The sequence below is a fragment of the Kordiimonas sp. SCSIO 12610 genome (genome assembly GCF_024398015.1).
Lineage (GTDB): Bacteria > Pseudomonadota > Alphaproteobacteria > Sphingomonadales > Kordiimonadaceae > CANLMI01.
In genome coordinates this window covers 3071443-3089632 of record NZ_CP073747.1, presented here as the reverse complement: position 1 = coordinate 3089632, position 18190 = coordinate 3071443, and the positions used below count along the sequence as shown (strand labels likewise).

The following is an 18190-nucleotide window of genomic DNA, read 5'->3' as shown; positions in this document are numbered from 1 at the left end:
ATCAATGGATTGATGGCAGCAATCGTAAAGCCGATTATCATCAAAGGTAATCCAATCGGGATTGGTAACGGAAAGGTTGCCGCACCAACGATAATAAATATGCAGCCAATCGGGATTGCAGCCAATCTGGTGAAACGCTTCAAAATATAATACCTGTCAAATTTATTCGCTGTTTTCGACATGGGAACTGTTTATAAGAGGTGAATGCTTCGAATTCATGAATGTACTCGCGAGAACTGGTGAAAAATATGCGCATACTGATTTCTGTATTATTGATAGCTGTATTGGCTATGCACTCCGCCTATGCCGTTCAAGATACGAAACCGCCACTATCGTATGATTTTCAACTTGGTGATGACGGGGAAATTCAGGGCCCTGCTCGTAAATGGCTTGCTGAACGCGGTAAGCCTGCACGATTTGTGATGATTGGGGAAATTCACGGGCTTGCGGACGTACCAGTATTTTCCAAGTCATTATATAAATTGACAGACCGTACAGCCGTTGCCATTGAGACGGATGTTTGGGCAGCAAAAAAGCTCGAAGATTTGTCATACGACAAAGATGATAGCTTTGATCGGTATTTCGAGAGGCGTAGCAATCAATATGCAATTCCTTTTTATTCATGGAAAGAGGAAGCTGAGTTCTTAAACTCGGTTACAGAAATCGCAGGTGGTGTTCGCCCAAGTATTTGGGGCCTGGATCAGATATTTGCTTTTGGCGGTAAAATCATAACGGAACGATTGCGCGGCAAAATTAGAAAGTCGGAAACAAAGGCTGCACTCGATGCCTTTGAGAATAGTTTGGTAACCAGGCCTGTTATAATTGGATACGGTCGGCAAGAAGCAATAGAGCCGCTTTATCAAGCGCTTTTAAAAGAAGACGACATCGAAGTTCAGGAAATCGCGGAAGCATTAAAAGCTTCGAATGAAATCTATGCTCCGTTTACAAGGGGGGCAGGATCAGGGCTGATCGCTAATCAGCGGCGCGAGCGCATGATGAAAGAAATATTCTTTACCTATTTCTCGAATGCTAGAAAATATGCGGGCTTACAAAAGCCAATGTTAAAATTCGGTAAGTTCCATATGTACCGCGGAATTACGCCAACAGGGGTTGTGGGACTTGGTGGTTTTGTAGACGCTCTTGCTACAGCGCGCGGGGAGCCGACCCTGGCGGTTTCCATTGTTTGCGGTGAAGGTAGTGCAGCCAGACAATTTGATGGATCTGTAGAGACATGCTCTAATAACGACATAGAGAAAAGCAGGCCATTGATTGCAAAGCTCGCAGCCGAATCTTCCGGTAATCTTTTAATTGATACAGTTGCGCTGAGGGTGCATGGTGGCGAATTAATGAAGCTGACGTCTGATAGTGAAAGAGATGAGTTAGCGTCATTTGACGCTATTGTGATTATTAAAAACTCTAAACCCGCTACACAATTTGAAGCGAAAATTGAGGATATGGATTTAGGGGCAATTTTACAGGCAGAGAGCGAGCGCTAAGAGAAGCTCTGTAAATTCGCGAGATTATGTGAAGGATAGATAATGGCAGATTTTTTTGATGCTCTGAATGAAAAGCATATCGAGTTTATTAATGCTCAGCCTATGTTTTTTACCGCAAGTGCTTGTTCAACGGGGCGTATTAACCTCAGCCCCAAAGGAATGGACGGGAGCTTTAAGGTATTTTCCGGCAAATTATGCGGGTATGTAGATATAACCGGAAGTGGCAATGAAACTGCTGCCCATATCAAAAATGATGGGCGTGTGACGATAATGTTCAATAGTTACACACGAAATGCTTTGATCCTGCGGATTTACGGTAAGGGCAGGGTTCTGCGCCCGCAAAACCCTGATTATGCTGAGTATATCAGCGAGTTCCCCCAATATAATGGAACCCGTCAGGTCATTTTGATTGATGTCGAATCTGTTCAAACCAGTTGCGGATATGGTGTTCCAACAATGGAAGTCATTGAGCAAAAAGAGACACTGACAAAATGGACAGGCTCAAAAGGCGAGGAAGGTATTTCTGAATACCAGCAACAGAAAAATTTAAAATCAATCGATGGTTTTGATACAGGGCTAAATGATTGATGGTTTCTTTGGTGGTTTTGACTAGGTTTCCCCATACATGAACGAACAAGACTATAATCGCCTGGTTCCCTTGAGGACGTATCTCGACACGCCACAAGCGCAAATGTTGAAGACCTATCTCGATGCCCAGGGAATAATGGTTTTTCTTAATGCTGAACATGTTTCGGCGATGAATGAAGGGCTGAAAACTGATATCCTGATTAGGGAAATTGATAAGGTACGGGCAGAGGCTGCGCTAAAAGATATCGAAGTCCTCTCGTGTCATCAACGCCATAAGCTTCAAGATGGTGAGGCATTGGATGATGAACCACCATCATGCCGTCAGTGCGGTGCTATGGATATTCATGCCTTTGAAGGTGAAGTTCCAACGTTCATTCCGGGCATAAGAATTGCCACACACGCTGAAGATGTTTGGGTTCATTGTCACCAGTGTGATAGTTATTACCGCGAAGGTAAACGAAGGTTTTCGTCTGTTTCAGTTGCTTTTATGTGGGCAGTAACATTAGGTGCTGCTGCCCTGTCTATATACTGGCTGATTACATGGATCAGGTGGCTATAAAATGTTTTAATAGCTGTAGTTTTCAAAGACCTTGGTTACGTCACCACCCCAATCGTTATTGAAGCGGGCCAACAGGTCATCCGCGGGTGTCATGCCAGATTCTGCTGTTTCCCACAGTGATTTTAAGAAACCCTGTTCACTATCGCCGCTTGTGCTTAATTTTGCTCTGTTTTTCAGGCCGAGGTCAGAAATAGATAGGACTTCTTTTGCAAGTTCTTGAAATGTCTTGCCGCGAATGGTTGTCAGCATACCATGGGCTGGCGCATCATCGCGCATCTGTTCCATTTCTTCAATTGACCAATCTTTCACAAGGCCCCAGGCAGCTTTTTGCGCAGTATCATCATACAAGAGGCCTACCCAGAAGGCTGGTAGAGCACACAGGCGTGACCATGGGCCGCCATCCGCGCCGCGCATTTCCATATATGTTTTCAGGCGCACCTCTGGGAAGAGTGTTGTCAGATGGTCTTGCCAATCCGTAAAGGTTGGTAATTCGCCTGGTAGTTGGGGAAGTTTGCCGTTCATGAATTCTCTGAACGATTGGCCTGCAACATCAACGAATTTACCGTCGCGTTTTATGAAATACATTGGAACATCGAGAACATGATCGACATAGCGCTCGAACCCCATACCGTCTTCAAACACGAAGGGTAACATCCCGCAGCGGTCAGGGTCCGTATCGGTCCATACATTACTGCGTAAGCTTTTAAAACCGCCAGGACGCCCTTCTTTAAACGGAGAGTTTGCAAATAGTGCTGTTGCAAGTGGTTGGAGAGCCAGTGAAATACGGAACTTTTCCACCATGTCGACTTCGCTTGCGAAATCTATATTTACCTGAACTGTACATGTCCGCAGCATCATGTCGAGGCCAAGGTTGCCCTTAAGTGGCATGTAGCGGCGCATAATATCATACCGCCCTTTTGGCATAACGGGCACGTCGGAGCGTTTCAGGGTTGGATGAAACCCTAGACCTAAAAAGCCGATGTCCAGTTCTTCACCGATTTCCTTGGAAGCATTCAGGTGCTCACTGGTTTCATTGCAGGTTTGATGAATTGTTTCAAGCGGTGCACCAGACAGTTCAAATTGTCCACCTGGTTCCAGAGTAATGGAAGCACCGTCTTTGACAGCGGCGATTATATTGCCATCTTCTTCCACAGGTGCCCAGCCACGTTCTACGAACGCATTAAGAACATCCTTTACGCCTGCTTTACCGTTGCCCCCTTCATAGGTGAGCGGGCTATTATCAGTGCGGTGGAAAATAAATTTCTCATGTTCCGAGCCAATACGCCATGTCGATCGGTCTGGAGAGTTACCACTTTCAAGATGTTCAACAAGCTGCGATTTTGATTCTATCGGCATTTGCGCATGTGGCATACGGATTTATCCCCAAGCTATTTATTGGTATATGCTAGTTCTCTTAGATTGTTGTACTGCGTTCATCAAGCAAACAAATCATCATATCACACTGACGTGACCTTTGGATAAGTTATCCTAAGAGTTAAGTTTATCTATTCTATTGTGAAACGGACCAGTCACCCACTGCTGCCTGCCAGAGTGTGATCGCTGATATAGCGGCTGTGTCTGCCCGCAGTACACGTGGCCCCAACGACACTACCAGAGTGTTCGGTTGGCTTTTGATTAATTCACGCTCATAATCATCGAAGCCACCTTCTGGCCCGATCAATATCCCGCATTTGTCAATCCAATGGGCGGATTGGTATTTTTTTAGCGCTGAATAGGCGTCATCGCCTGATAAATCTTCGTCACAGAACATTAAAGCCCTGTCTGTAGGCCATTGGTCAATTAGTTTTTCTAACTTAAGGGTTTCGCCAATGGTGGGTACAGTCAAGCGCTCACATTGTTCCGCGGCTTCAATAGCGTTTGCGTGCATACGTTCGGTTTTTACCCTATCCACGATTGTCCGGCGGGTCAGAACCGGAATAATATGTCCTACGCCAAGTTCAGTGGCTTTTTGCGCAATGAAATCAAGACGTGCTTTTTTGATGGGTGCAAAAGCAAGCCACAGGTCAGGTTCAGTTTTCTGAGGCTGTGTTTGTTCTAGCGCTTTGAGCGTAACTGAGCGCTTGTTTGCATCAATAATTTCCGAGAGCCATTCGCCGTGACGCCCATTAAAAGTTAGCAACTGATCGCCCGGGTTTTTCCGCATAACATTCCCGAGATAATGTGATTGCTCCTTATCAAGGCTAAGGACTTGGTTTTCAGTTAAGTCCTCACTCACATAGAGCCTGATATTTGTATTGTGACGCATAGTTACTCCCAAATTCTGTTAACGGTGTGGCGTGAGGTATCGTTTGTGTCAAGCATTAGAAAATAGATGTGTAAAAAATAATTGACACAATGAATATAAATTCATACATAGAAAATGTAAAAAATATTAGACAATGAGAATAGGATAATTAACATGTCATTTTATGAGAAAAGTAATGTTGCAATGCTGATAACTATAATCGGTGTGTATGGTTGGTATTTTTTTTTGGTACTGGGTATTGCAGATAACGTGCCTGTAGATGAACACCCTATTGCGGTTGCTGTTATTTCTGTGCACCTTGCTATCACAGTTGGGCTAATGGTTTTGGTAGGCATTATAGCTCATGTTGCTATTGCTCTTTACGGGCTTAAAAAAGAAGGTGAAGTTGGTGATATGGCTGACGAGAGAGATAAAACTATCGAAATGCGGGGTGATCAGAAAGGCGGATTTATCCTTGGGATTGGTGTGGTACTGACGGTCGGTCTGATGTTAATTGAACAATCCAATTTTGTAGTTGTGAATGTTTTACTTGGGGTTCTGGTTTTGGCCGAGATAGTCAAAGGCATTTCCAAGTTAATTGATTATCGCCGAGGTATATAAGGGGATTAAAAATGGCAAAAAAAACCCATATTACCAACGATATCAGGACTTTGCGATTTATGGCAGGCGAAATGACCCAAGCCGAACTGGCTCGGCGTGTAGGAGTAACGCGCCAGACAGTTATTGCGATTGAACAGGGGCGCTACTCGCCATCGCTAGAAGTTGCCTTTCAAATCGCGGAGGTTTTTAACGTTCCCCTAGAAAAAGTATTCCAATATCCAACAGTTCATAAAAATGATCAGAATGAATAAATAAAACCCGGTCATGGACAGCGAGCATGATGGTATAAAGCCAGACAGAATATTCTGTCTGGCTTTTGCTTGACTTGGATAAAGACTAAGCGTAGCGAAAATGCATGAAAAAAGAGCAAATGGATATCATTGAAACGGCGGATGCTGTTGAAGGCAGTTGGGTTTACCGAAATGCCCCTACTTTCCTTCGGCCTTATCTTAAACTTGCGCGGATGGATCGGCCCGTTGGCACATGGCTTTTGCTGTGGCCTTGCTGGTGGTCTCTTGCTTTGTCAGGAAACGGCGTGATCAAAAATGACCCGATCACTTTTCTTTATTATTTGAGTATTTTTGCGCTTGGCGCGCTCGCGATGCGCGGCGCGGGGTGCACCTACAACGACATTATCGATAAAGATTTTGATGCTCAGGTAGAGCGTACAAAGTCGCGGCCGATACCCGCTGGTGAAGTGAGTATCAAACAGGCATGGGTTTTTTTGGGATTTCAGTGCCTCATTGGTTTGGCGGTTTTGTTGCAACTGGGTGTTTTTGCCATTTTTGTCGGATTGGGGTCGCTGTTGCTCGTGGCGGCTTATCCATTCATGAAGCGAATCACATACTGGCCGCAGGCATGGTTAGGTTTAACCTTTAACTGGGGGGCTCTTGTTGGTTGGGCAACAATTGAAGGCTCATTGAGCGCAAGTCCGCTTGTATTATATGTAGGATGTGTGTTCTGGACACTTGGTTATGATACGATATACGCCCATCAGGATAAAGAAGATGACGCCTTGGTTGGTGTGAAATCTACGGCCCTTGCATTAGGTTCGAATACCAAGCCTTGGCTATTGGTATTTTACAGCATTTTTACAATTTCGATCTTTTTATCAGGATCGCTTGCAAATATGGGGCTGATCTATTACATCAGCGCCCTGATAGCAGGGCTTCATCTGGTATGGCAAGCGTCGCGCGTGGATATTAATAGCCCTGATGATTGTTTGAAAATATTTAGATCTAATATTGGTTTTGGTTGGATAATTTTTATTGGCATTATTGCTGATCAGGTCATCTTCTGAGCAATAGCAATATTGATATAGTTGGATTTATAAGAGGAATTAAGCGTGGATATTAGCAAGATTGCTATTGGTGAAGATGCTCCTTGGGACGTTAATGTAATCATTGAAGTACCAGCAGGTACTGAACCTGTAAAATATGAACTCGATAAAGACTCGGGCGCGCTTTTTGTCGATCGTATTATGCATACAAGTATGCGCTACCCTTGTAATTATGGTTTTATCCCGCACACACTGGCTGATGACGGTGATCCGGTTGATACAATTCTTGCAAACCATACGCCGTTTATGCCGGGTTCTGTTGTGCGTTGTCGCCCGATCGGCGTTTTGATTATGGAAGATGAAGCAGGCATGGATGAAAAACTGCTTATGGTGCCAGTTGATAAACTGCACCCGTTCCATAGTGATGTGAAAAGCTATGAAGAATTACCGGAAATTTTCTTAAATCAGATTGCCCATTTCTTTGAGCATTACAAAGATCTAGAGTCTGGTAAATGGGTGAAAATTAAGGGCTGGGAAGGCGCAGAAAAAGCGGCTGAACTGATTGAAAAAGCAATTGCTGCCTACAAGGACTAAGGTTTGTCCGCAGTTAGTGAATTATGGCCTCATTGAGTAATCAGTGAGGCTTTTTATTTGATTTCTGTCTCACGGAGGATACGGCGATAGGGAACGGGTAAGCGGCGCGTAATCAAATCCATTGAGCGATCAAAAATACTAATCCGAGACCGTGCCCAACGAACACCATTAGCGGCTCTTGGGGTTGATGGTATTAAAAACATTAACCCGATAACAAAAAAGATAATCCCAAATGGTATAGGGGTTAGCATTCCGATTACGCCAATAAAGCATAATATACTGCCTGTAATCCGTGCAAGGATGCGGCCCATTGGTTTTTCTCCAGCTGCTGTCTTATTATTTATATCAATTAGATATAGGGATTGTGTAAGCACGCTACAAGGGATAGTGCTTGCCATCACATATATTTGACAAAACTGATATGAACCTACTGAGGCCTACAAGGGATAACGTCTGCATGAATGATACAAAAAATAATACTCTTCTCATGCCTGCAGTGTGTGGCTTGATATGTTTAACCGCACTGGCTGTTGATTTGTCACTACCTGCCATTCCACTGATTACAAAACATTTTTCTGTGCCCCAAGGATACGGCCAATATGTAATCAGTATTTTTGTACTTGGTTATGCGATTGGGCAATTATTTTGGGGGGCGTTTTCAGATATGTTGGGGCGGAGGAAAGTCCTGATTGTCGGACTAGCGCTTTTTGTCATAATCGGCACTTTGAGTGCACTTGCTCAAAATTTTGAACAATTGATCGCGCTACGGTTCCTACATGGTGTTTCAGCAGGTGTCGGCCCTGTTATTGGCCGCGCCATTGTTCGTGACATATCGGATGGTAACGAGACTGTTCGTTTGATGGCGCTCGTTACTTCCATTTTAGGGTTGGCACCATTATTCGCGCCATTAATGGGCAGTGGTATTATTGCCATCTCAACGTGGGATTACACGTTCCATGCCGTATCTGCGTTCGCGGTTATATTATTCCTCTCTGTTTTGTTCTTTGTACCAGAAACCAACCGCCCCGAGAGAGGGCTCAGCGGTTTCTCCTGGGGGTTCGTTGGTAAATTATATAAAACTGCCTGTGATATTGTTGGGAATAAGCATAACATAATTTCTTGTATGTTGGTTGCTGTTCCCTTTGGTGGTTATTATGCAATTCTGACTGGGTCCCCTGCTGTATTGAATGACGTATTTGGCTACAATGAGACCCTGTTTGGGCCTTTGTTCGCGATCGTAGCTGTTTTCTGGTTTCTCGGGGCCACATTCTCGCGCAAATACACGGGAAGGCTTGGCATAGGCAAACTTAAACGAATGGCAAGTTTTTTACTTTTGCTTGCAGGTGTTTCTGTTTTTGCCAGTGCTTATTTTACATTGCCATTTTATGTGTTTTGGGCGTCTTGTGCGCTGTATATTGCGGGGGTGGGGATAATGATACCTGTTGCAACTGCGGCGGCACTTGCGCCTTTCCCAGAGGCTGCGGGCGCAGCAGCCGCGCTTTTAGGGTTAATCCAGATGGGGCTTGGTGCATTGACTGCGGTTGTTGTTGGCCTCATGTATGATGGGGATACAGGCTCTATGGCAATGGCGATGTTGGCGCTAAGTATTGTTGTTATGGTTTTATATATGATGGATGGGTTTGTTTCTGAGACACAAGATAGTTAGTTGCAAATGAAACTATTTGGCTATATTTGATGCTCAGTCGATAATATCTGTTTGGAGATACATATGCGAAAGATCTATGAAAATGCGACTGCCGCGTTGGATGGTTTGTTGTTTGACGGCATGACGATGATGGCCGGCGGGTTTGGTTTGTGTGGCATTCCCGAAAACTTGATCGCCGCGACCCACCAGGCAGGTGTTAAGGACCTCACTGTTATTTCAAACAACTGTGGTGTTGATGGTTTTGGCCTTGGTATCCTTCTTGACGCTAAACAGATTAAGAAAATGATCAGTTCCTATGTCGGTGAAAACAAGGAATTTGAACGCCAGTACCTGGACGGCGAACTGGAGCTTGAGTTCAATCCACAAGGTACGCTTGCCGAACGTATTCGTGCGGGCGGCGCTGGTATCCCGGGCTTTTATACGAAAACGGGCGTGGGTACAGTGATTGCCGATGGTAAAGAGCATAAAGATTTTAACGGCGAAACCTACATTATGGAAACTGGGCTTGTTGCCGATGTGTCTATCGTTAAGGCTTGGAAGGCGGATACGGAAGGCAATCTGATTTACAGGAAAACAGCCCGTAACTTTAACCCGATGATGGCAACCGCTGGTAAGGTAACCATTGTCGAGGTTGAGGAAATCGTGGAAGCGGGAACACTTGATCCTGATCATATCCATACGCCGGGTATTTTCGTGCAGCGCCTGATTAAAGGAGAGCATGAGAAACGTATCGAACAGCGCACGGTTACCACGCGATCAGATAACGGGGAGGCAGTATAATGACTGAGCAAAACACTATGCAGACGGGCTGGGACCGCAACCAAATGGCGGCACGCGCTGCACAGGAATTGGAAGACGGTTTCTATGTCAACCTTGGAATTGGTATCCCGACGCTTGTTGCCAACTATATCCCTGAAGGTATCAACGTAACCCTACAAAGCGAGAATGGAATGCTTGGCATGGGGCCATTTCCGTTTGAGGAAGATATTGATGCTGACCTGATTAATGCGGGCAAGCAAACGATTACTGAGCTTCCAACCTCAAGCTATTTCTCAAGCGCGGATAGTTTTGGCATGATCCGTGGCGGTCATATCGATCTATCGATTTTGGGGGCTATGGAAGTCGCTGAAAATGGTGACCTCGCCAACTGGATGATCCCTGGCAAGATGGTGAAGGGCATGGGCGGCGCGATGGATCTTGTTGCTGGCGTTAAGCGTGTTGTCGTGTTGATGGACCATACGAATAAGGCGGGTGTATCCAAACTTCTAAAGGCGTGTACACTTCCGTTAACGGGCACGAAAGTTGTGGACCGGATTATCACGGGCCTCGGTGTCTTTGATGTGGCTGAAGGCGGCCTTAAGGTGGTTGAGCTTGCGCCAAACATTACCATGGACGATGTAAAGGCCAAAACCGAGGCTGCGATCATCGAATAGCTTCTGTATTATTAACTGATAACGAATTGTAGGCTCTGAATGTATTCAGGGCCTTTTTTCTTGATTGAGTGCGTAAAACAGCGTTTCATGAAACTAGATAGTGGGGGAAATCATGAAAACAAGCGATAAATGGATATTGTCTTTTGGACTATGGTCAGGGGCATCGCTTGCTACTGGAATATTTAGTATTTGGTTATATGAGTTGATAGTCTGGGCTGTCAGTGATGTGACAGGCGAGTTAACTCAGTCTGCCATCAACTTGTCTGATATACTATACAATATCTTACGCAGTTTCATTTGTGTTTTGCTGGTCAGTTGTTTTTATAGAAGTTCAATGAAAGGAATAGCGTTCAAATTCGCCACCTGGGCACTGATATTTAAATTGATTAGTGATTTCAGCTTTTTTATTACGGCGTTTGAATTAGTCTCAAATCGGAATAGCGATTGGAGCGCAATTAATTTCTCTGAATATGTGGGCATATTATATAGTATGCTCGGTTATATATTAGGTGCATTCTTTGTTGATTTTTGTCGCTTGGAAACGGGGCCCAGTGCTAAAGGTCGAATATGGATATACAATTGGCTAGAGATAAAAACCGGGCCTTTAGTGTGTTTATCAAGAACACGATTTGTTCAAAACATGAAGCAAGTTTATTGAGTATTGGACGATATTTAAAAACTGCTTTTTTGGGTCTGTGCGTATATATGTCATTTTACAATTTGCTGAGCGTCATAAATGCATTTGTTTTATTGCCGTTGAATTTATTACCGACGCCTGAGCCAGAAACAATAGAAGCTTTGACCTTTGTAGGTGTTATGTATGGCATTGGATTGTGTAGCCTTTACTTTGCCTCAAAATTCGTTATCGCTTGGATGTTAGAATTTAAATACAGAGTAACATTATGGGCTTTGGTGATTGCTTTTTTCATTGCGAATTATTTTATCATCTTGGCGATCATAGATAGCTGGCATAGTGACCCGATTGCATGGGGGGCTACTTTAATCGATATAATGATTCAGGGTATCATGTTCGTTGGCTTTCCCTATTTCCATGCGCATAGATTTAAAGTGGTGAGAGAATGATGCAAAAATTAAAATTGCTTTGTGCTTCGATAGCGTTGACGGGCTCAGTGTTTGTATTTGATGTACGAGGCGCTGAAACATTGGAACTCCATCCGCAAACAGCAAAAACAAATGGCCCCATTACTCCGCTTCAAAGTCTTTACGACGTAAAGCACTATGCTCTGCAAATCGATGTTCAGCCAGATAACCAGTTTATTCGCGGCGAAGTTACGATGACGGCTAAATCGTTGGGTGTGATGACCACTGTTGAACTTGATCTTGATCCGCGATTTGAAACCCTTGCAACAAAAATCAATGGAAACTCTGTTCCCTTTAAAAAAGAAGGGGGGAAACTGTTACTGTCAGGTCGACAGATGTCTGCGGGCATGGAATTTACAACAACAGTTCAATATCAAGGCCACCCACATGTGGCTGAACGTGCGCCGTGGGATGGTGGATTTGTCTGGACGAAAACACCGGATGGTCAGGACTGGGTTGGTACTGCGGTGCAAGGCAATGGTTGTGACCTTTATTGGCCGTGCAAGGATCACGTTTATGACAAGGCTGATAGTGGCGCAGATATGGTTATTACTGTTCCGAAACATTTATCTGCCGTGATGAATGGTAAGCTGATCGAAGAACGCCAAAATGATGATGATACCAAATCCTTCCATTGGCGGACGGTCAATCCGATTGCCGCTTATCATTTGGCCTTAAATGTTGGTCCGTTTAAAAAATACGAATTAACCCATCATAATAAAATTAGTGGTGCGGATGGCATCCCGCTCGTTTTTTATCATGTGACAGACGATCAGGATAAAATCGAGGGCTTAATCCGTGACGATTTTCTGAAACAATTGGCGTTTTTTGAAGATACGCTGGGGCCGTACCCATGGGGTAATGAGAAAATCGGGATTGTTGAAATTCCGTACCTTGGCATGGAACATCAAACTATGAATGGATACGGCAACGGTTTTAAACGGGACCCGCATGGTTTTGATTGGCTTATTCAGCATGAATTTTCCCATGAATGGTTTGGCAACTTGTTGACGCAGGAAGGAACGCGTGACTTTTGGCTTCATGAAGGGTTTGGATTTTATATGCAACCTGTTTATGCCCAGCATGTGCTCGGTGATATGGGATATGCGAGCTATATGTGGTCGCGCTACAATCAAATCGCGAATTGCACGCCTGTAGTACCGGACGGCGAAGCTTTTGGTGATTATTGGTCAGATAACGACCCCTATTTTAAAGGCGCATGGGTTATTCATACATTCAGGCGATTGGTTGGGGATGAGATATTCTGGCGCGTTGTAAGGCGTGCACTTTATGACACGGTTGATCCTTGGGCGCTTTCCTATCCGATTACGCCACAGCAACGAAATACCGAGGATTTTGTTAAGATCGCGAGCGAAGAAGCAGGGCGCGATATGGCCTGGCTTTTTGACACCTACCTTAAGCAAGCCACATTACCCGTACTGAAGGTTAATCAGAGCGAAGATTTGTTGGAGCTTAGTTGGGCGAATACACAGTCTGGCGATTTCCCAATGCCAGTTCCTGTTATGATTGATGGTACAATGACACTGGTCAATATGCCTGGCGGGAAGGGCTCAATCGAGATTTCTGAGAATTCCAACCATCAGATTGATCCACATATGTCTGTGCTCAGGGATTTTGGTACAAGCGCCAAATGTAGCCGTTAATTGCTTCCGTGTTTTCGGATAGCATTTCGGGAATATTTAAGTTTTTCAGAGAACATTTTTCTCGCAAGGTCGAAAAGAGTAAGGTCTTCATAAAAATGCTTTCTAAATTCAGGTTCGCCCATAATCCCGCCCTTGTTTAATAACAGGCGGTGGGTAAACTTTCGATTTGGAAGGTGTTTCTTACCGTTTGCAATTTCTCGGAACGAATAGGGTATCCAATCGGCCTCATTCAGATGGTTTTGCATTTCGAGTGTAACCCGTTTGATATCCGCTTCTGCTCCAGCACCCAGGCTATTCAGACTTTGATCCATTTTATCAGCGAGGTCAAAATAAGGTTCGTAGCCCCCGCCAACTAAACTCAGTTCTGGGAATGGGAAGTTTAAGCTTTCTTCGAAACTGTTTGTTTTGCGCTCCAGTTGATAGCGATAGGTCGTGAGCTTCACAAGTTCCAAATAGGCCCCCAAAATCCATAGCACTGAATATTGATGCCAAAGCCTTGGGTCTTGGAAACTTTTGTAAGCGTTTGAAATAAGACGGTCATTGTTTTGAACATAGCGAAGCGTTGTATCCGCGCAGTCTTTGAACTGTTCTTGGGTGTAGTTACCAGTTTTCTTGGCATTAATTAGGGCTTTAGCAAGCCCCATTATGGACGCCATGCTGGTGTATAATCCTTTTGAGAATAAAGGATCAATAAAACCAGCCGCGTGCCCCAACAGGCTATATCTGCTGCCATGTGCTTCTTTCGAACTATATTGAATTCGGCCACCACGGACCCAGGGACGAACGGATTTCGCATTCTGTAATTGCGCATACATGCTCGGGAATTTCTTGGTAAAATCCCAGAATTCTTCCTCTGGTGATAAGGATGTATCCTCAGGGTATTTTCTGGGGTCCAGCATCAGGCCAACACTGCAAAGCGGATTTGTCGATTCTGCATGATTGTCAAAAGGGATGATCCACATCCAACCGCCGTCAAAAATATGATGAAGTGTTCCTTCCTCGAGTGCATAGGGAATACCATATTTGCTCTGGGGATTACTGGTTTCATGCACCGAAGGTACATTAATCATATGCGTGAAAATACCACGGGCGTGTGTTTTTAAATCTTTGGTGCGAAGCTTGTTTTGGTCAGCCAAAATAGAGCGAAAACCACCCGCATCGACAATATATTTTGCGTTGAGAACATCATTCGCAGTTTTAACAATTACACCGCTATCATTGATATCAATTGTTTCAACTTTCGTGTTCTGGAACAGTTTTGCACCATATTTAACGGCTGTGGACGCCAGGAAATAATCGCTATCTTGTCGGTGAATATGAATTTCATGGCCGTAGGGTGCTTGAGGGATAACAGCCTGAATAACATGATCGGGGTTTTGAGTTTGGTTTCTTGTGTGGTGAATATAGCTAAAGTGACGCTTAACACCATGACTGGTGCTTATTTTGGGAAAGAAGTTCTCTGAGCTATAATATTCAAGCTCAGGTACATCATACACTTTTGCAAGCGATCTGAAAATTTCGGAGGTCTCCAAAATCATCGACTCGCCGATTGAAAATTTCGGGTGAACCCCGGCTTCACAAATAGCTACTTTTTGACCATGTCTCGCTAGGATACAGCCAAGAATACTACCGCTGATGCCTGCCCCAATAATGACAACGTCAACGGTGTGGGTACGAGCATTGGTATTGGGGTCAATAACGCTGGTTGTATCGACGGCGTTATTGGTGTCTTTGAACTCATTAGTTGACGTTGGCTTGGTCATAGTTATTCTTTTCATCTCAACCCGACACCAAGCTATAATTTTACTTGTTTGATTAGAAATCAACCTGCTTCAAGTATGTGTTACATCAATATTCTCAGATGGTTCCGACCATATAGAGCTGCCTGTGATGTGAAAGTTAACATCAACAGAACAGTCGTTACCTTGTTTTGGAAATGGCTAAATTTTTGACGTCATTTTGCTCAAAAAACATCTCTACATACTGCAAGGGTATGTTGTAGGCAGTGCAGAAAGACAGCAAGACTGCCTGATCAAAATAATGCACCTTGGGGAAGGCTTCGATATTTTTAATTAGCTGATAATGTGAAAACTGAGCCATTTTGCTGCACAGTTTTTGTATAGCCTCATTACTTACAAATAGCATATTGCCAGCGTATATATTATTCCACGGCAACCGTGTATCGGACTTTGTCGGAGTGTGGGAATAGATACCTGGGTCAGTATCTATTGGGATTAGGTGTGTTTTAAGGTAGCCATCAATGTCAGAGACAACACAGCGATGATAACGTTTGAGTAGCGATGGTAATACCCAAAAGCGCGACGTTGCGCACCATGTGCCGAAAGCGTCTCCATGTGTGGATAACCGATATGTTTCAAAGGATGCATGAATGCAAATGCCGTATTCTTCGCTTGCTTGATGTAGCAGCTTTGTATTTGGTCGAAAATTAACGCAGTGGATATGAAGATCCCATCCTTTCAGGTTAGATTTCTGAAGGAACTTTAGAAAATACCTGTCGAAATAGGCTTGATCACAAGCAGTAATGATACATTGATCGTTATTTTTCCCCTCAGAAACAGGCATGCCTTTTAAAGGGGAGGTCTGTTTTAAAAGGTTATCAATATATTCACGCGAAAAGAGAAAATTTACAGGGTAGAACGGGATAGCAAATTGGTCTGCGTGTAGTTTTGCGGTGACACAGTCTTTGACAATATTTTCAAAATTATGCGCGATATTGTTCTTGATGGCGGAATATAATGCCTCTCGGGTGAAGCGAATTCCTCGCTCAAGGTGCTGTTTTTTTACCTCGGAAATTATGTGCCCAAGTTTTGCAGATTTATCCGACGGCAATAATGGCTCTTGTTGGTACTTAAAAAATGCGAATGCGACAAGATAATCCCAGAATATGGGGGATAATTTTTCTGATTCTATTTTTTGCGTTTTGGCGAGAGCAGTATCTAAGAAAATCGATAGATCGAAATTCTTCCGATATGCGAATAAGGTGGCAACAGTTGTTAATGGGTAATCGAGGAAAACATCCGATGCGATGATTTTTGAGATGCCTTCATCGGTAATTTCCAGTTCAGGATTACTAATAATCTCGCTAAGTAGCGAAATCGGATCTTGTCCCCTGGGTTTATCTGAACTTGGGTAAGAGCCTGCACTCTTATCTAAAAAAGGTTTTAAAGCATTTATTGGAGTAACTGGGATATAGTTGCGTGTCTGAACACTCTCATACGCTGCTATAGCCTGCTCACATTGTTGCAATGTCGACTGTGCTTCTCCCTGATCTGCAAGGTGAAGCTTTATCCGCTCACGTATGATTTTAACGGGAGCATTGCTCATTAAAATGAAGTGCCACCAACAGTTAAGCCATCAATCCGTAGGGTCGGCTGACCAACACCGGCAGGAACTGTTTGACCGGCTTTGCCGCAAATTCCGACACCGTTGTCTAATTTCAGGTCATTTCCGATCATTGAAACGCGTGTCAGAACATCAGGGCCATTACCTATCAAGGTCGCGCCTTTGACGGGCTCCGCTATTTTACCGCCTCTAATGCGATACGCTTCGGTGCAGCTAAAGACAAACTTACCTGAGGTAATATCAACTTGACCCCCACCAAAATTAACCGCGTAAAGTCCATCATCGACACTCGCAATAATTTCAGCGGGGTCTTTGTCACCGGCCAACATGAAGGTATTGGTCATGCGCGGCATCGGCGAATGCGCAAAGGATTGGCGCCTGCCGTTCCCTGTTGGCTGCATTCCCATGAGACGGGCATTGAGGCGGTCCTGCATATAGCCTTTCAAAATGCCATCTTCGATCAATACGGTGCGCTCGGTCGGGGTGCCTTCGTCATCAACGCTTAATGATCCGCGACGAGCTTCGATTGTGCCGTCATCTAATACTGTAACACCGGGTGCTGCGACACGTTCACCGAGTAAACCAGCAAAAGCAGATGTTTTCTTGCGGTTGAAATCGCCCTCCAGGCCATGTCCGACGGCTTCGTGTAACAAAACGCCTGGCCAGCCAGGGCCTAGAACTACGGTCATTTCACCCGCTGGTGTATCCACACTTTCAAGGTTGACTTCGGCTTGGCGGATAGCTTCGTCTGCTTGCGCTTGCCAATTTTGTGGATCGAAGAGGTTGTCATAGGACCTCCGTCCACCGGCGCCGTCAAAGCCACTTTCCTGCCTGTCGCCGTTTTCCATAACAACGGAAACGTTTAAACGGACCAATGGTCTAATATCACGGACACGGTGCCCGCCAGCGCGCATGATCTCAACGGCTTGCCAGCTACCAAGTAGTGATGCGCTAACTTGTTTTACTCTTGCGTCTTTAGCGCGGGTGTAGGCGTCAATTTTCTCTAGTAAGGCTACTTTTTCAGCAAACTCAATTCCTCCGAGAGGGTTTTGATCTGAATATAGTTGCTTGTTTGAGCGCGCAGGCGCAGCACTCATTGTGCCTTCCTTACCTGCTTTGACAATACCAACGGTGGAGCTCGCTCGCTTAATGGCATCTTCCGTCAGTTCGTTTGAATGAGCGTATCCTGAGGATTCTTCAGCAACGGCACGGAGGCCAAAACCCTGTGTTGTATCAAAGGTAGCTGCTTTCAATCGTCCATCATCGAATGTAAACGACTCTGACTGTGTTGTTTCCAGGTATAATTCGCCGTCATCCATACCGTGCAGGGTTTCATCTAAAATACTCTGAGTACGATTTGCGTCTAGGTCGGTATTGGAAAAGAAAAAATCTAATGAGGGACTATCATCTGATGGCATAATTGACTTCCAATTTATGTATGCGAACACGTTTCTCGGCGGTATTTATTAGCGCTTTATGCAGGCAAACTAACACCGCGTCCTATTGACGCAATATATTTTCTATTTACATACCAGCATGGTAATTTATTCTTCTGTTTACAAGGCTAGAAACGAAAATATG

General features: G+C 44.4%; 19 protein-coding genes. 13 read left to right on the top strand and 6 right to left on the bottom strand.

The genetic code is table 11. From position 1 onward, the window contains the following. Nucleotides 1-12: 12 nt before the first annotated feature. The 4 genes from KFF44_RS14195 (at nucleotide 13) to KFF44_RS14180 (ending at nucleotide 2643) form a co-directional block, all read left to right on the top strand. The gene (locus KFF44_RS14195; RefSeq protein WP_255935316.1) at nucleotides 13-150 is read left to right on the top strand and encodes a hypothetical protein; all 138 of its coding nucleotides are present in this window, start codon (nucleotides 13-15) and stop codon (nucleotides 148-150) included. A gap of 98 nt (nucleotides 151-248) precedes the next feature. Further along, nucleotides 249-1496, top strand: a complete 1248-nt coding sequence (locus KFF44_RS14190; RefSeq protein ID WP_255935315.1) for a hypothetical protein — start codon at nucleotides 249-251, stop codon at nucleotides 1494-1496. A gap of 42 nt (nucleotides 1497-1538) precedes the next feature. Next, nucleotides 1539-2084 (top strand): pyridoxamine 5'-phosphate oxidase family protein, encoded by a 546-nt coding sequence (locus KFF44_RS14185; protein WP_255935314.1) that lies wholly within the window; start codon nucleotides 1539-1541, stop codon nucleotides 2082-2084. A gap of 37 nt (nucleotides 2085-2121) precedes the next feature. Further along, nucleotides 2122-2643 carry a DUF2007 domain-containing protein gene (locus tag KFF44_RS14180; protein ID WP_255935313.1) on the top strand — a complete coding sequence of 174 codons (522 nt, stop codon included), beginning with the start codon at nucleotides 2122-2124 and terminating at the stop codon, nucleotides 2641-2643. Between the two features lie 6 nt (nucleotides 2644-2649). Here KFF44_RS14180 and KFF44_RS14175 read toward each other — a convergent pair whose 3' ends face one another. Both KFF44_RS14175 and KFF44_RS14170 read right to left on the bottom strand, forming a co-directional pair. Next, the gene (locus tag KFF44_RS14175) at nucleotides 2650-4014 is read right to left on the bottom strand and encodes a glutamate--cysteine ligase (RefSeq protein WP_255935312.1); all 1365 of its coding nucleotides are present in this window, start codon (nucleotides 4012-4014) and stop codon (nucleotides 2650-2652) included. Nucleotides 4015-4153: 139 nt separating this feature from the next. Next, entirely contained in the window at nucleotides 4154-4909 is a 756-nt protein-coding gene (locus KFF44_RS14170; RefSeq protein ID WP_255935310.1) for a 16S rRNA (uracil(1498)-N(3))-methyltransferase, read from the bottom strand. A gap of 153 nt (nucleotides 4910-5062) precedes the next feature. Here KFF44_RS14170 and KFF44_RS14165 point away from each other — a divergent pair, with 153 nt between their 5' ends. The 4 genes from KFF44_RS14165 (at nucleotide 5063) to ppa (ending at nucleotide 7382) form a co-directional block, all read left to right on the top strand. Next, nucleotides 5063-5509, top strand: coding sequence for a hypothetical protein (locus KFF44_RS14165; RefSeq protein ID WP_255935308.1), 447 nt, complete (start codon nucleotides 5063-5065; stop codon nucleotides 5507-5509). A gap of 11 nt (nucleotides 5510-5520) precedes the next feature. Continuing rightward, complete coding sequence (locus KFF44_RS14160; protein ID WP_255935307.1) at nucleotides 5521-5760, top strand: helix-turn-helix transcriptional regulator; 240 nt, start codon at nucleotides 5521-5523, stop codon at nucleotides 5758-5760. 104 nt (nucleotides 5761-5864) lie between these two features. Further along, nucleotides 5865-6809 carry a 4-hydroxybenzoate octaprenyltransferase gene (ubiA, locus tag KFF44_RS14155; protein WP_255935305.1) on the top strand — a complete coding sequence of 315 codons (945 nt, stop codon included), beginning with the start codon at nucleotides 5865-5867 and terminating at the stop codon, nucleotides 6807-6809. Between the two features lie 45 nt (nucleotides 6810-6854). Continuing rightward, nucleotides 6855-7382, top strand: coding sequence for an inorganic diphosphatase (gene ppa, locus KFF44_RS14150; RefSeq protein WP_255935303.1), 528 nt, complete (start codon nucleotides 6855-6857; stop codon nucleotides 7380-7382). A gap of 53 nt (nucleotides 7383-7435) precedes the next feature. Here ppa and KFF44_RS14145 read toward each other — a convergent pair whose 3' ends face one another. Next, nucleotides 7436-7693 carry a hypothetical protein gene (locus tag KFF44_RS14145; RefSeq protein WP_255935301.1) on the bottom strand — a complete coding sequence of 86 codons (258 nt, stop codon included), beginning with the start codon at nucleotides 7691-7693 and terminating at the stop codon, nucleotides 7436-7438. A gap of 146 nt (nucleotides 7694-7839) precedes the next feature. Between KFF44_RS14145 and KFF44_RS14140 the strand changes: the two genes are divergently transcribed. From KFF44_RS14140 to KFF44_RS14120, 5 genes are all read left to right on the top strand, one after another. Next, nucleotides 7840-9048: a multidrug effflux MFS transporter gene (locus KFF44_RS14140; protein WP_255935299.1), complete on the top strand. Its 1209-nt coding sequence runs from the start codon at nucleotides 7840-7842 to the stop codon at nucleotides 9046-9048. Between the two features lie 63 nt (nucleotides 9049-9111). Next, nucleotides 9112-9828 (top strand): CoA transferase subunit A, encoded by a 717-nt coding sequence (locus KFF44_RS14135; protein ID WP_255935297.1) that lies wholly within the window; start codon nucleotides 9112-9114, stop codon nucleotides 9826-9828. Then, nucleotides 9828-10481, top strand: coding sequence for a CoA transferase subunit B (locus KFF44_RS14130; protein ID WP_255935295.1), 654 nt, complete (start codon nucleotides 9828-9830; stop codon nucleotides 10479-10481). Before KFF44_RS14135 ends, KFF44_RS14130 begins: the two co-directional genes overlap by 1 nt. 579 nt (nucleotides 10482-11060) lie before the next feature. Continuing rightward, entirely contained in the window at nucleotides 11061-11564 is a 504-nt protein-coding gene (locus KFF44_RS14125) for a hypothetical protein (protein ID WP_255935293.1), read from the top strand. Further along, nucleotides 11561-13246: a M1 family metallopeptidase gene (locus KFF44_RS14120; protein WP_255935291.1), complete on the top strand. Its 1686-nt coding sequence runs from the start codon at nucleotides 11561-11563 to the stop codon at nucleotides 13244-13246. Before KFF44_RS14125 ends, KFF44_RS14120 begins: the two co-directional genes overlap by 4 nt. Here the strand turns inward: KFF44_RS14120 and KFF44_RS14115 are convergent. The 3 genes from KFF44_RS14115 to tldD all read right to left on the bottom strand — a co-directional run bounded on the left by KFF44_RS14115 (nucleotide 13243) and on the right by tldD (nucleotide 18027). Beyond that, on the bottom strand, nucleotides 13243-15009 hold the full coding sequence (locus KFF44_RS14115) for an NAD(P)/FAD-dependent oxidoreductase (RefSeq protein WP_255935289.1): 1767 nt from the start codon (nucleotides 15007-15009) through the stop codon (nucleotides 13243-13245). The genes KFF44_RS14120 and KFF44_RS14115 overlap by 4 nt on opposite strands. 157 nt (nucleotides 15010-15166) lie before the next feature. Continuing rightward, a complete protein-coding gene (locus KFF44_RS14110; RefSeq protein ID WP_255935288.1) occupies nucleotides 15167-16591 on the bottom strand; it encodes a hypothetical protein in 1425 nt (474 codons plus the stop codon). Next, the gene (gene tldD / locus KFF44_RS14105; RefSeq protein ID WP_255935286.1) at nucleotides 16591-18027 is read right to left on the bottom strand and encodes a metalloprotease TldD; all 1437 of its coding nucleotides are present in this window, start codon (nucleotides 18025-18027) and stop codon (nucleotides 16591-16593) included. The genes KFF44_RS14110 and tldD overlap by 1 nt, the downstream gene beginning before the upstream one ends. Between the last annotated feature and the right edge of the window lie 163 nt (nucleotides 18028-18190).